The following is a 12,903-nucleotide window of genomic DNA, read 5'->3' on the forward strand; positions in this document are numbered from 1 at the left end:
CGTCGATGTGATAGATATAAGCAAAAAGAATATCGTGGCCAGGTACGTACGCATGTACGGCAGGAAAAGAAGTACGGAATGGGGATATTCTCTTTTCGAATTCGAAGTCTATCTGAACCTGTCTCCGAATGTTGCCACGGGTAAGGAAGTATTTGCCTCTTCCGGCTCCGAAGGTTATGCCGTGGAAAAAGCCGTTGACGGTTATATGGGAACAAGGTGGGGGAGCGAGTATTCCGATCCGCAGTGGATCTATGTAAATCTGGAAGCGAAATATAAGATCGACGCTATTGACATAATGTGGGAATATGCTTATGGAAGCGATTATATTATCCAAAGGTCAGATGATGCCAAAAACTGGATTGATGTCTGCGAGATAAAAGATAATAACAGAGTCGAAAACCATATCTATTTTGAAAAACCCTTCATAGCGCAATATGTGAGGCTCTACGGCAAAAAGAGGGCTACAGACTGGGGCTATTCCATCTGGGAGCTCAATATCCACGGCATAAAAGAATAAGACTCTTTAATCCCTACACCAAAAAACCGGCCGCCTTTTTATTATCAAAATTTCACTTTACAAATCGCAGCTTTAATAATATAATATATTCAAATTATAGCATTAGCAATACGCTTCTGGCTTCATGGAATTAACCATGGTGAAGCTACCGCAAAATCGTATGCCTGGGTTTTCGCTCAGGCTTATTTTATGCAAACCACCCCTCTCATAAATGAACACCTGAAACTCAAAGCCAAAATGGCTCCTTTCGCCGGCTGGAATATGCCTATCCAATACGAAGGCATTATCGCCGAACATAACTATACCCGGCAGGCCGCGTCCTTATTCGATATATGCCATATGGGCGAGTTTTATGTAAAAGGCGACGCCCTTAATATCGGCCTCGAGAATATGTTCTCTTTTTCCGTAACCAATATGCCCATAGGCAAGTGCCGCTACGGCGCTATGCTTAATGAAAATGGCGGTATAGTTGATGACCTTGTCGCCTATAGAATTGCCAAAAATGAATGGTTGATAGTCGTAAATGCCGGTACCATAGAGAAGGATTTTGCGCATATCAAATTTCGCCTAAAAAAAGAGAGCTATATAGAAAACCGCTCCCCAACCCTGACCAAGCTTGATTTGCAGGGCCCGCTATCGCGCGATATTATGGCAAAGCTGATAAATCCCGGGGTAGCAAATTTAAAGTATTATACATTTAATCATTTTGATATTTTAGGCGAAAGGAATATAATAAGTAGGACGGGATATACCGGTGAGCTTGGCTACGAACTATATATAAGTACCGGCAAAGCCGTTGAATTATGGAACCTGCTTCTTAAGGATAAGAGGCTTAAACCAGCTGGGTTAGGGGCGCGGGATACGCTGCGCCTGGAGATGGGGTATTCGTTGTATGGCCAGGATGTTGACGACAATACGACGCCGCTTGAAGCCGGCCTTGAGAAATTTATAAATTTCGATAGAGATTTTATCGGTAAGGACGCGCTTCTTCGGCAGAGAAAAATCGGCGTAAAACGGCTGCTGGTTGGTTTTAAGGCGGATTCAAGGAAATCGCCGCGGCACGGCCATTCAATAACGAAAGACGGCAGAAGTGTCGGCATAGTTACTAGCGGCAGTTTCGCGCCAAGCCTGTCCTGCGGAATAGGGCTTGGTTATATCGAGACTGCGCATGCCAAAACCGGCGAGAATATTTTGATAAAGAGCGGCGATGTGGAAATAAACGCCGCCATTACGGCGAAGCCGTTTTATACGAAAGGCACGGCAAGGAGCTGATAATCGGGGGTCAGACCCTCGTTATGTAAACTACGTAGTTAACATAATCAGGGTCTGACCCCAAAGACAGGAGCGGCAATGAACATACCGGATGACTTATTATACACTAAAGAGCATGAATGGATAAAGATAGAGGGAAATAAAGGCGCCGTCGGCATAACCGACTATGCGCAATCGCATCTCGGCGACGTGACATATGTTGAACTTCCGGAAAAAGGAAAAAGCGTAAAGCAATCCGAAGCGCTGGCCGCCATTGACTCAGTAAAAGCCGCGAGCGACATATATGCGCCGATGTCGGGTACGGTTTCGGAAGTTAATGAAGGGTTGGAAAGCGCGCCCGAAAGCGTTAATAAAGACCCGTACGGCGCAGGCTGGATTGCGAAGATCGATATTAAAGACGCTGAGGAAAAGAAGAACCTGATGGACAGTAAAGCGTATAAGCAGTATTTGGAGAGCATAAAAGAATGAGTTATTATTGTCCGCATACAAAAGAAGATATAAAGGCGATGCTGGGGGCGATCGGGGTAAATTCTGTCGACGATCTTTTTAAGGATATAAAGCCTTCGTATAAACCTAAATCCTTCGATCTGCCCAAGGGCAAGTCTGAGATGGAAGTGATGGACTATTTTCAGAAACTCGCGGCCACAAACTGCTCTTCAATCGCAAAATTCATCGGCGGCGGCTTCTACGACCATTATATACCTGCCGTGGCCGATGCCCTTTCTTCCCGTTCTGAGTTTTATACCGCTTATACGCCGTATCAACCCGAATGCTCGCAAGGTACGCTTCAGGCAGTCTACGAGTACCAGAGCGCCATATGCGCACTCACCGGCATGGAAATAGCAAATGCCTCTTTGTACGACGGCGGTACCGCGCTTTACGAAGCTGCGATGATGGCGACAAAGATAACCGGAAGAAATAAGATAGTCGTAGACGGCGGCGTAAACCCGATATACAGGAAAATACTTTACACCTATACTAAAAACCTGCATATAGATTTTGTCGAAATTCCCGTGAGCCACAGCCAATCTACACGCGCTGAGATGTTTAAATATTTTGACGATAAGACAGCCGGCGTAATATTGCAGAACCCAAATTTTTTCGGCGCAATAGACGACCACACCGATATAATAGAAAAGGCACATTCGGTGGGCGCTATCGCGATAGAGTCGGTTTATCCGATTTCATTGGGGCTTTTGAAATCACCGCGTGAGATGAACGCCGATATAGCTACAGGCGAAGGCCAGAGTATGGGATTGCCGCTTTCTTTCGGAGGGCCGTACCTCGGATTTATGGCTACAAAAAAGGAGTTTGCCAGAAAGATGCCCGGAAGGATTGCCGGCGTTACTGTTGATAAGAACGGGAAAAGAGGCTTCGTCCTTACTCTGCAGGCGAGAGAGCAGCACATAAGGCGTGAGAAAGCGACATCGAACATATGCTCCAATGAAGCGCTTTGCGCGATGAGAGCGATCATATATCTCGCATCCTTAGGGAAAGAAGGCCTTCGCGAACTCGCGCAGTTAAACCACGATAAAGCGGAATTTGCAAAGACGCTTTTGGAAAAAATAAAAGGCGTTGAAGTAAAAAGAAACTCGCCGACTTTCAACGAATTTACGGTATTGCTCCCGAAAGATGCGGACAGTGTAGTTAATGCTATGATAGATAAGAATTTTTTCGCAGGAATCCCCTTGGGTCGCTTTTACAAGGATATGGAGAAGTATCTTTTAGTGGCAGTGACGGAAAAGAGGAGCAAAAAAGAGATAGAAGATTTCGCCGTGGCATTGAAATCGGTAATCTGACAAATCTTCCGCCACAAATCTTCGGCGGATCCGCCTCAGGCGGAAACCAGGTTAGAATGTATGGAATTAATATTTGAAAAGAGCGTAAAAGGCAGGCGCGGTATCTCCTTACCGGTGCCCGATGTTCCGACGGCAAAGATGGATGGCCGTTACCTGCGCGCTAAAGCCGCGGAATTGCCGGAGGTCTCTGAGCTGGACATTGTAAGGCATTTTACCAATCTATCGCGGATGAATTTTTCGGTAGATACCAATTTTTATCCTCTAGGTTCCTGCACGATGAAATATAACCCCAAATTCACCGAGACGATAGCGAATCTGGCAGGTTTCCGTGAACTTCATCCTCTGATGGCGCAGTTCGATTATGCCGAGGGCCTGGTACGGGGGGCGCTGGAAGTTTTGTATGACGTTGAGGTACTTCTTGCGGAAATAACGGGCATGAAGGAAGTGACGACCGAACCGCTTGCGGGTGCCCACGGCGAACTTACCGGTATAATGCTTATAGCGGCTTACCATAACCATAAAAAGAATAAGAAAAAGTATGTCCTTGTGCCGGATTCTTCGCACGGAACCAACCCGGCAAGCGCCGCGATAGCGGGTTACGAGCTTATATCCATTCCCACCGGCAAAGACGGCTGCGTGGATATGGACGAATACAAGGCAAAGCTTACCAATGATGTCGCGGCGGTCATGCTGACATGCCCGAATACTCTGGGTATATTCAACACGCACATAAAGGAGGTCGCGGATCTGGCGCACAAAGTGGATGCGCTCATGTATTACGACGGAGCGAACCTGAATGCCATAATGGGTAAAGTCAGGCCCGGCGACGTAGGGTTCGACGTCATCCACTTAAATCTGCACAAGACATTTGCAACGCCGCACGGCGGAGGAGGGCCGGGGGCAGGGCCGGTGGGCGTCAGCGAAAAGCTTGTGGATTTTCTGCCCGTCCCCAAGGTTGTAAAAAATAAAGACGGGTCCTTCTCGCTGAAGGAGAATAAACCGAAGTCCATAGGGCGCATAGCTCCTTTTTACGGCAATTTCGGCGTGATACTTAAAGCATATGCCTATATTCTGCTTCTCGGCAGAGAAGGGCTGATAGAGGCCAGCGAGATGGCAGTCCTGAATGCCAATTATTGCATGGCGCTTCTAAAGAAGGCATACAATCTTCCTTATGACAGAACATGTATGCATGAATTTGTCCTTTCGGCGGCAAAACAGCTCGAACACGGTATCCGCGCGCTTGATATCGCGAAATACCTTATAGATAACGGGATTCATCCGCCTACGATATATTTTCCGCTTATTGTCAAAGAGGCAATAATGGTAGAGCCGACCGAGACGGAATCCAAAGAAACCTTGGATCGCTTTATAGAAGTTATGCTTAAAGCAGCCGAACTCTCCCAAAAAGACCCGGAGGTCTTAAAAAATGCCCCTACCACTATGCCCGTTTCGCGGCTCGACGAGGTAAAGGCGGCAAAGGATATAAACTGCAGCCATATATGACAGTCAAAGATATATCCTTCGCGTCCATAGACGAAAATATCCGTTATGACGAAAGCTTGCTTGAGTGCGCCGAAAATGGCATGGGCGGCGAAGTGCTGAGGTTCTGGGAAGCGAAAAATATTTCCATAATATTGGGAAGAGCCTGCAAAGAAGAGCTGGAAATAAAAAAGAGCGAAGCGCGAGACGACGGCATAAAAATAGCAAAGCGCATGTCAGGAGGCGGTACGGTGCTTCAGGGCCCCGGCTGCCTTAACTACGCGCTCGTATTGTCTTTTGAAAATAGGCCCGAGCTAAAAGATATAAAGAAATCATATCAAATTATACTCGAGCGCATTTGCGCCGCTCTTAACCGTATCGGTATTAAGGCGGAATTCGAACCCATTTCAGATATGGCGACAGGCGGCAGAAAATTTTCCGGCAACGCGCAGTGGCGCCAAAAAAGATATATGCTTCATCACGGAACGATCCTTTATAATTTTCCGATAGAGAAAATAGGCCGGTATCTTAAGATGCCGCCGGCTGAGCCGCCGTATCGAAAAGGCAAAAGCCACAGCGAATTTTTGTGCAATGCGGGCGCTAAAGCGCCGGAAATAAAAAAGGCCATAGAGCGGGCATGGGAAAAATAAACTCCTTAATAGAGCGGGCTAAAAAAGATCCGAAGCGCATAGTCTTCGCGGAAGCGGGCGACGAAAGGGTCCTCTTGGCGATAAAGCGTATCACGGCGGAGCATATAGCCAAGGTGGTGCTTATAGACGAAACCGGTGCCGCAAAGAAATCTTTAGGGCTTGCCGCGGAGATAATAGTGCCTTCGGAATATTCCCGCATAGATGAAGTAGCGAAAAAGTTATATGAGCTGAAGAAGCACAAAGGCATAACGGAGAAGGACGCGAAAGCTACTCTTCTGAAAGACCCCCTGTGCCTGGCTGCTATACTGACGCGCATGGGTATTGTGGATGGTTTTGTCGCGGGCGCTGTGCATACGACGAGGGATGTGGTGCGCGCGGCGATAAATTATATGGAGATAGACCGCTCTTTGGCCATTGTCTCAGGCGCGTTCCTTATGGAGCTTGCCGATCCGTTGTTTGGCGCATCCGGCTTTTTTGTATTTTCGGATTGCGGGGTAGTGCCGATGCCGTCGGCGAAACAATTGGCGCGTATAGCTATATCGGCCGGAGATCTTCTGGAAAAATTATTTAAGATAAAACCGAGGATCGCTTTTCTGACATATTCTTCAAAAGGAAGCGCCGAGGGGGAATCTGTAGAACGCGCAAAAGAGGCGGTGAAAAAGGTAAAAGAAAAGAGGCCCGATTTTATCGTGGACGGTGAATTGCAGTTCGATACGGCTACCGTGCCGGAAGTGGCGAAGCGCAAAGCCCCGAAGAGCCCCATAAAAGGCGACGCGAATGTCCTTATTTTTCCGAATCTGGATGCCGGCAATATAACATATAAAGCCGTCGAGCGTCTGGCAAAGGCCACGGCAGTGGGACCTGCGCTTTTAGGGTTTACAAAACCATGTAGCGACCTTTCGCGCGGATCAAGCGCGGAAGATATTGTCAACGCAACAGCTCTGACAGCGGTTAGAGCCCAATTGGGAATTTAAATATGATAATAGTCACGGGTGCCGCAGGGTTCATAGGAAGCGCTCTTTTGTGGAAACTGAATAATAAAGGCATAGGCGACATTATTCTTGTGGATGAGGCGCTTACGAGCGAAAAAAAACCGAATATAGATAGTAAAAAATATAAAGATTTTATAGAAAAAGAAAAATTCCTCGCGCTCATTTCTTCGGATAAGCTGGGAAAGAAAGCGGATGCGATCTTTCACCTGGGCGCCTGCAGTTCGACCACAGTGACGGATGAGGCCTATTTCAAAAAGAATAATGTAGAATATTCAAAGAGATTGGCCGAGTACGCGATGAAAAATAAGATACGTTTTATTTACGCCTCCTCTGCCGCTACATACGGAGACGGAAGTTTCGGATATAGCGACGAAGACAAGACGACGTATAAGTTAAAACCCCTAAATGCCTATGGCCGCTCCAAGCAGGAGTTCGATTTATGGGTGTTAAAAGAATCACTCGGCGATAAGGTAGTCGGCCTTAAATATTTTAATGTCTTCGGGCCAAACGAATACCATAAAAATGATATGAGAAGCGTGATAGCCAAATCCTTCGATGAAGTCGTTACAACGAAGAAGATGAGGCTTTTCAAATCGCATAAAAAAGAGTATAAAGACGGCGAGCAGAAGCGAGATTTCATATATATCAAAGATGCTGTGGATGCGACCTACCATTTTCTTGAAGCGCGCGGCAAGAACGGTATCTACAATGTAGGCACGGGGCTTGCTCGCACGTGGAACGACCTGGCGCTTGCGCTTTTTGCGGCATTGGGCATCCCGCCTAAAATAGAATATTTCGACATGCCGGAGAATCTCCGAGATAAATACCAGTATTTTACCCAGGCCGACACTGCCAAGCTAAGAGCGGGTGGTTATGAAAAGGATTTTACGGCTCTTGAAGAGGCCGTAAAAGAATACGCCGGGTTTTTAAAGAATAAGACATATTTATGAATACGCCGCGCAATGAAGTAGCGCTGAAAAAATTAAGCCCGGATTCAGGAGAAAAGTACACGCGGCTTTTTAGCAAAAAAGACAAAAGCGCCATATCGTTTCGTTCCGGCTCTGTTGTTTTAATGCCGGGCGAGAATGTCGGCGAGCACAGCACGGAGAGTGCGGAAGAGCTTTTGATTATCCTTGAGGGAAAAGGTAAGCTCTCGCTCGGCGAAGCGGCCGAAGTGGACATTGAAAAGGATCACGCCGTTTACATCCCGCCAAACACCTTGCACGATGTCAAAAATACGGGCAAAGAAAGCCTTAGATATGTTTTTGTCACAGCCTAAAAAATTTAAGCACATATACGGCCCGGTTTCCTCATGGCGGCTCGGCAGGTCTCTGGGGGTGGATATGCTTTCCGCCGACAAAAAGGCCTGCACATTCGACTGTATCTACTGCCAGCTCGGCAGTTATGCCGAAAAAACGATAAAGAGGACATGTTATATCCCTACGGCGGAGATAATACAGGAGATAAAGAATCTGCCAAGGGGGACAAAGATAGATTATATAACCTTTTCCGGAAGAGGCGAGCCGGCGCTGGCGAAGAATATCGGCGAAACGATACGGGCGATAAAAAAGATAAGTAAAAAGAAAATAGCCGTAATAACCAATGCCTCTTTGATGCGGTATAAAGACGTGAGGAAAGATCTATCTTTTGCGGATCTTGTCGTCGCTAAAATGGATGCCTATTCGGAGAAATCTTTCAGGAAAATAAACAAACCTGCCAAAGGCATCAAGTTTAAAGATGTGGTAGGCGGCCTCAAAGCTTTCGGTAAGGCGCATAAAGGCAGATTTGCGCTTCAGATAATGTTTGTCCCGCAGAACAAAAAGCATTTTAAAGAGATGGCCGAAATAGCCTATGCCATACAGCCCGACGAGATAGAGATTAATACGCCCACAAGGCCTAATCCCATAAAACCGCTTTCTAAGGATGACATCTTAAAAATAACGGCTTATTTCAGGGCGCTTAATAAGAAACCGGCACTAAAAACTAAAATCATCTCTTTGTACGAAAGTGTCCGTAAAAATGCCTCCGCGATAAGCAGGGAGGCGACGATCAAGCGCAGAGGCGCAGTTAAATAATAAGGTAGCCCCTCGACTTCGCTCGGGGCGATTTGCATACGAGCAAGTGAGGGCAAATCGGGGGTTAGCATGGCGGATGTAAAAAAGATGGAATTTAAGAGCATATGCGTTTTAAGCGTATTTAGGTATTTTGGCGGGGTATTTTTGATAGCGGGGCTTATGATAGGTCTTTTCGCAAATATCTTCAACATAACTCTTGCGACACCGCAGCTTGTGAAGGCCTTGCCTTTTATGGCCAACGTAACCTCGGGGATACCTGCCGGCGTAGCGTTCGCCATTATGTACGGGTTAAGCGCGGGCATAGGATTTTCCATATTTGCCTTACTTTATAATCTATTCGCGAGTATTATGGGCGGCATCAAATGTCTGGTAAAAGAGGAATAGCGGTTTTAGCGGTGGAAAATCTGAAAAAGGAGCTTTCAAATAGACTTTCCGGCATTAAGAGAGTGGCTGTTTTAGGCATAGGGTCCCAGCTTAAAGGCGATGATGCCGCCGGTATTATCGCGGCAATGCGCTTAAAAGAGCTTATCGCAAAAAAATCGCTGAGCCGGGACGTGGAAATTTTTATAGGCGGCACTGCCCCGGAAAATATCACGAGCGAGATTAAAAGATTTGGGCCTTCCGCCATTATTATTATAGATTCCGCAGATATAGGAAGCTCTCCCGGAAGCATTGGCCTCATAGATGCCGAAGACATAGGAGGCATTTCTCTTAGCACGCACAACCTGCCGGCAACCATGTTGATAGAATATCTAAAGCAGTTTCTTAAATGCGAGGTTTGGATCATGGGCATTCAGCCAAAATCGCTTAAATTCGGCGAGGAACTTTCACCGGAAGTCAGCAAAACATCGGAGTCGCTGGCTCAGATGATGGCAGGCCTTTTTTGATACCTCCGCTTTACAGCCCGGTAAAAATCTGATATACTGAACGCGAAAATGTGTGCCTGTAACTTCCCGCCTACACACTAGCGTGTTCGGCGGGATCCCGCAGAGGAGCGAAGCGACGTATGCGGGACAGCTTCCGCCAGAGGCGGACCAGCCTTCGGCTGGGGATAGTACTTGGCTGCGACATGGGTATCGTCCCGCCAAATCGAAATGCGCCCGTAGCTCAATTGGATAGAGTAACTGGCTACGAACCAGTAGGTTGGCCGTTCAAACCGGCCCGGGCGCGCCAATAATAAAGATTTGGCGGGACCAGGCACTAAATTTCGTCAAACCATGAAATTATCTCACGAATATTATATGCAGGAAGCGCTAAAGGAGGCCGTGAAGGCCTTTCGGCGCGACGAGGTACCTGTGGGCGCTGTGATAGTGCACAAAGATAAAATCATAGCGCGCGCCCATAATCAGATAGTTACCCTTAAAGATCCCACAGCCCACGCCGAGATGATAGCCATTACCCAGGCCGCCGATTACCTCAGGAACGAAAGATTGATAAATTGTTCGCTCTATGCGACAATAGAGCCCTGCGCGATGTGCGCGGGCGCAGCGGTGCTCGCAAGGATTGAAAAAATCATATACGGCGCCGATGATCCGAAAACCGGAGCGTGCGGCTCCGTCATCAATATCGCAAGCAATAAAAAATTGAATCACAGGATAGAAGTAACGGGCGGCATAATGCGCGAAGACTGTGCCGGTTTACTGAAAGATTTTTTCAAAAAGAAACGATCCGCAAGGAGGGGAGCATGACGCAAAAAATCGCATTTATAGCGGCAATCGTTTTACCGCTATGGAACATACCGCTTATTGTAAGGATCGTAAAAAGAAAATCCTCCAAAGATATCAGTATCTATTGGGTACTAGGAGTCTGGACATGTTTTTTATTGATGGCCCCGGAGGCCTTTCGTTCTCCTGATCCCGTTTGGCGAGCATTTAATATTATGAATCTTATACTTTTTACCGCCGTTGTTATTGCTGTGTTAGCCTATCGAAAAAGAGGAGGTGTTGAGTGACAATTGAAATGATACGCCGAGCGCTGGGCTGGTGTTCTATAATCAATATTGGGCTGCTCCTCTGGTGGTTCATTGCTATTACACTGTTGCACGATTGGGTCTATCGATGGCATACAAAATGGTTTAAATTGTCGGTAGAGAAGTTCGATGAGATCCACTATATGGGCATAGCGTTCTTCAAGGTGGGCCTATTCTTTTTCAATATTGTCCCGTATTTCGCATTATGCATCGTTGGGTAAGATATTGATAAATCGCTATTTTCATGCTAAAATATAAATCTATTCGATTTGATATTCTGCGCAAAGGTTACGCTTATCTGTTTCAAAAGTAGTTTTTAATAAGAAAAAAAGTGAAAAACGTTAAACAAGTTTTAAGAGTTAAGTTTGATAGCGGCAAGCAAAGGGAATTTATAGAGCAATCCCTTATTACCCTAGATACAAAGATTCCTGAGCTCGCAAAAATGTGCAATGTTTGCGAGAGAACATTACGTGACTGGAAAAGAGAAAAATATAATATAAGTTTTGGTTCTTTGAAAACAATATGTGATAAAAAAGGAATGGGTATCCCAAAAGATATAGGACTGTTACCTGAATATTGGAGTACTAAAAAGGCATCAAAATTAGGCGGAAAGAGATATGTAGAACTTTATGGTCTGCCGGGAACAGAAGCGGGAAGATCAAAAGGGGGACGTGTAGCTCAAGAGATATTTCGTTCAAATCCAGGATTAAGAAAGGAAGTAGCCCTTAAAAGTAGAAAGAAAATTAAATACCCAAAAAAATCAGCAGCTTTGGCCGAGTTTATCGGGATTATGTTGGGCGACGGAGGGATGGGGAACGGATATCAATTCAAAGTTTCATTTAACCGAAAAGCAGATTTAGAATACGCAGATTACATTCAGAGATTAATAAGCAGGCTGTTCGGCGTATCCTCAACTGTGAAAATTCGTGAGAAATATGGTAGCGGCGATATTATTGTATCGAGTAGGAATTTAGTAGAGTTTCTTATCGATCATGGTATAAAAGAAGGAAATAAAGTAGCGGGCAGAATTGATATTCCGCAATGGATAAAGAGTTCGAAAAAATATAAGATCGCGTGTTTAAGAGGTCTTGTAGATACAGATGGATGCTTTTATTCCCATAGTTATGTTGTTAATGGGGGAAAGTATAACTATTTAAAGATGTGTTTTACAAGTTATTCTGTACCTCTTCTCGAATCCGTAACTGCTATTTTAGAAGATATCGGACTGCGGCCTAAGAATACAGCAAAAAATAGGGTTTACTTGTACAGCTTGGATCAATTGAATAAATATTTCAAAAAGGTGGGGAGTAGCAATCCTCGCTATTCGAATATTTACAATAATTTTTGTAAGTCTTTATAATTAAATAGTTTACGGAGAGGTAGGCCAGTGGTTTAAGCCAGCGGTTTGCTAAACCGCCATACGCTTGAAAAGGTGTATCGAGAGTTCAAATCTCTCCCTCTCCGCCACTTTTGTCACAATTTGCAACCTAAAAAAGGTTGTCATTTTAGTTGTCATTTAGGTTGTCATTTGTTATAATATAGCCATGCCATTTATCCCTAAATACAAAATAACAGATAAACTCCTTAATAACATCTCACGGATTATGGCCGAAAGAGAGGTCATAGAACATTCCAAGCTTATTCCCAAATGGGAGCTGAGCCTGAAAAAAGAAGCCCTCATTCATAGCGCCCACTCATCTACGCGCATTGAGGGTAATAAACTTACCCTTCGGCAGGTACAAGCCCTTGCCGAACATAAAGAAGTTGTTGCCTCAGCAAAAGATAAGCAAGAGGTCCTAAATTATCTGAAAGCTTTAGATTTAATCCCAAAATATGTCGCGAAAAAAATCGATACAAGCCTTGTATTGACCATCCATAAAACCGTTACCGGAGGGACGCTGAGAGATCCGAAATATTGTGGCGCATTTAGAGACAGGCAGGTTTATGTCGGGAAAAGGGTCTTTGACGGCACACAGTTCAAGGAAGTGGTTGAATATATGCCCCCTCCCACAAAAGACGTACCTCGTCTTACAGAGGATTTTTTAGAATGGTTTAATTCCGGCAGAACCAAGGATATTAACCCTGTGATCTTAGCGGGCATTGTCCATTACGAAATAGCAAGAATCCATCCCTTTATCGACGGCAACGGC

General features: G+C 45.6%; 17 protein-coding genes and 2 tRNA genes. All 19 read left to right on the plus strand.

Annotated features, from left to right (window positions below; all coding sequences use genetic code 11):
* On the plus strand, positions 1-517 hold a 517-nt coding region (locus tag KKI13_05750), incomplete at its 5' end, for a discoidin domain-containing protein (GenBank protein MBU4488552.1).
* A 189-nt stretch (positions 518-706) separates the two neighbouring features.
* Entirely contained in the window at positions 707-1,789 is a 1,083-nt protein-coding gene (gcvT, locus tag KKI13_05755) for a glycine cleavage system aminomethyltransferase GcvT (protein MBU4488553.1), read from the plus strand.
* A 78-nt stretch (positions 1,790-1,867) separates the two neighbouring features.
* Positions 1,868-2,257, plus strand: coding sequence for a glycine cleavage system protein GcvH (gene gcvH, locus KKI13_05760; GenBank protein ID MBU4488554.1), 390 nt, complete (start codon positions 1,868-1,870; stop codon positions 2,255-2,257).
* Positions 2,254-3,588, plus strand: coding sequence for an aminomethyl-transferring glycine dehydrogenase subunit GcvPA (gene gcvPA, locus KKI13_05765; GenBank protein MBU4488555.1), 1,335 nt, complete (start codon positions 2,254-2,256; stop codon positions 3,586-3,588). The genes gcvH and gcvPA overlap by 4 nt, the downstream gene beginning before the upstream one ends.
* A gap of 60 nt (positions 3,589-3,648) precedes the next feature.
* Positions 3,649-5,091, plus strand: coding sequence for an aminomethyl-transferring glycine dehydrogenase subunit GcvPB (gene gcvPB, locus KKI13_05770; GenBank protein ID MBU4488556.1), 1,443 nt, complete (start codon positions 3,649-3,651; stop codon positions 5,089-5,091).
* Positions 5,088-5,717, plus strand: coding sequence for a lipoate--protein ligase family protein (locus KKI13_05775; GenBank protein ID MBU4488557.1), 630 nt, complete (start codon positions 5,088-5,090; stop codon positions 5,715-5,717). Before gcvPB ends, KKI13_05775 begins: the two co-directional genes overlap by 4 nt.
* Complete coding sequence (gene pta, locus KKI13_05780) at positions 5,705-6,691, plus strand: phosphate acetyltransferase (GenBank protein ID MBU4488558.1); 987 nt, start codon at positions 5,705-5,707, stop codon at positions 6,689-6,691. The genes KKI13_05775 and pta overlap by 13 nt, the downstream gene beginning before the upstream one ends.
* A 2-nt stretch (positions 6,692-6,693) precedes the next feature.
* The gene (rfaD, locus tag KKI13_05785; GenBank protein ID MBU4488559.1) at positions 6,694-7,659 is read left to right on the plus strand and encodes an ADP-glyceromanno-heptose 6-epimerase; all 966 of its coding nucleotides are present in this window, start codon (positions 6,694-6,696) and stop codon (positions 7,657-7,659) included.
* Positions 7,656-7,988, plus strand: a complete 333-nt coding sequence (locus KKI13_05790) for a cupin domain-containing protein (GenBank protein ID MBU4488560.1) — start codon at positions 7,656-7,658, stop codon at positions 7,986-7,988. The genes rfaD and KKI13_05790 overlap by 4 nt, the downstream gene beginning before the upstream one ends.
* Complete coding sequence (locus KKI13_05795; GenBank protein ID MBU4488561.1) at positions 7,969-8,784, plus strand: radical SAM protein; 816 nt, start codon at positions 7,969-7,971, stop codon at positions 8,782-8,784. Before KKI13_05790 ends, KKI13_05795 begins: the two co-directional genes overlap by 20 nt.
* A 69-nt stretch (positions 8,785-8,853) precedes the next feature.
* Positions 8,854-9,168: a hypothetical protein gene (locus KKI13_05800; GenBank protein MBU4488562.1), complete on the plus strand. Its 315-nt coding sequence runs from the start codon at positions 8,854-8,856 to the stop codon at positions 9,166-9,168.
* Positions 9,147-9,671, plus strand: a complete 525-nt coding sequence (gene hycI / locus KKI13_05805; protein MBU4488563.1) for a hydrogenase maturation peptidase HycI — start codon at positions 9,147-9,149, stop codon at positions 9,669-9,671. Before KKI13_05800 ends, hycI begins: the two co-directional genes overlap by 22 nt.
* 209 nt (positions 9,672-9,880) lie before the next feature.
* Positions 9,881-9,957, plus strand: a tRNA-Arg gene (locus KKI13_05810).
* Positions 9,958-10,001: 44 nt separating this feature from the next.
* The gene (tadA, locus tag KKI13_05815; protein MBU4488564.1) at positions 10,002-10,472 is read left to right on the plus strand and encodes a tRNA adenosine(34) deaminase TadA; all 471 of its coding nucleotides are present in this window, start codon (positions 10,002-10,004) and stop codon (positions 10,470-10,472) included.
* Positions 10,469-10,735: a hypothetical protein gene (locus KKI13_05820; GenBank protein MBU4488565.1), complete on the plus strand. Its 267-nt coding sequence runs from the start codon at positions 10,469-10,471 to the stop codon at positions 10,733-10,735. The genes tadA and KKI13_05820 overlap by 4 nt, the downstream gene beginning before the upstream one ends.
* On the plus strand, positions 10,732-10,974 hold the full coding sequence (locus KKI13_05825) for a hypothetical protein (GenBank protein MBU4488566.1): 243 nt from the start codon (positions 10,732-10,734) through the stop codon (positions 10,972-10,974). The genes KKI13_05820 and KKI13_05825 overlap by 4 nt, the downstream gene beginning before the upstream one ends.
* Before the next feature lie 110 nt (positions 10,975-11,084).
* Positions 11,085-12,113: a hypothetical protein gene (locus KKI13_05830; GenBank protein MBU4488567.1), complete on the plus strand. Its 1,029-nt coding sequence runs from the start codon at positions 11,085-11,087 to the stop codon at positions 12,111-12,113.
* 13 nt (positions 12,114-12,126) lie between these two features.
* Positions 12,127-12,220 (plus strand) — tRNA-Ser (locus KKI13_05835).
* A gap of 77 nt (positions 12,221-12,297) precedes the next feature.
* On the plus strand, positions 12,298-12,903 hold a 606-nt coding region (locus KKI13_05840; GenBank protein MBU4488568.1), incomplete at its 3' end, for a Fic family protein.

This window comes from Candidatus Omnitrophota bacterium, assembly GCA_018894435.1.
In the GTDB taxonomy this organism is placed as follows: domain Bacteria; phylum Omnitrophota; class Gorgyraeia; order JAHIPI01; family JAHIPI01; genus JAHIPI01.

Excerpts from the sequence above, each read along its gene's own strand:
- gcvT (MBU4488553.1), top strand. The coding sequence starts at position 707 with ATGCAAACCACCCCTCTCATAAATGAACACCTGAAACTCAAAGCCAAA.
- gcvH (MBU4488554.1), top strand. The coding sequence starts at position 1,868 with ATGAACATACCGGATGACTTATTATACACTAAAGAGCATGAATGGATA.
- gcvPA (MBU4488555.1), top strand. The coding sequence starts at position 2,254 with ATGAGTTATTATTGTCCGCATACAAAAGAAGATATAAAGGCGATGCTG.
- gcvPB (MBU4488556.1), top strand. The coding sequence starts at position 3,649 with ATGGAATTAATATTTGAAAAGAGCGTAAAAGGCAGGCGCGGTATCTCC.
- KKI13_05775 (MBU4488557.1), top strand. The coding sequence starts at position 5,088 with ATGACAGTCAAAGATATATCCTTCGCGTCCATAGACGAAAATATCCGT.
- pta (MBU4488558.1), top strand. The coding sequence starts at position 5,705 with ATGGGAAAAATAAACTCCTTAATAGAGCGGGCTAAAAAAGATCCGAAG.
- rfaD (MBU4488559.1), top strand. The coding sequence starts at position 6,694 with ATGATAATAGTCACGGGTGCCGCAGGGTTCATAGGAAGCGCTCTTTTG.
- KKI13_05790 (MBU4488560.1), top strand. The coding sequence starts at position 7,656 with ATGAATACGCCGCGCAATGAAGTAGCGCTGAAAAAATTAAGCCCGGAT.
- KKI13_05795 (MBU4488561.1), top strand. The coding sequence starts at position 7,969 with ATGTTTTTGTCACAGCCTAAAAAATTTAAGCACATATACGGCCCGGTT.
- KKI13_05800 (MBU4488562.1), top strand. The coding sequence starts at position 8,854 with ATGGCGGATGTAAAAAAGATGGAATTTAAGAGCATATGCGTTTTAAGC.
- hycI (MBU4488563.1), top strand. The coding sequence starts at position 9,147 with ATGTCTGGTAAAAGAGGAATAGCGGTTTTAGCGGTGGAAAATCTGAAA.
- tadA (MBU4488564.1), top strand. The coding sequence starts at position 10,002 with ATGAAATTATCTCACGAATATTATATGCAGGAAGCGCTAAAGGAGGCC.
- KKI13_05820 (MBU4488565.1), top strand. The coding sequence starts at position 10,469 with ATGACGCAAAAAATCGCATTTATAGCGGCAATCGTTTTACCGCTATGG.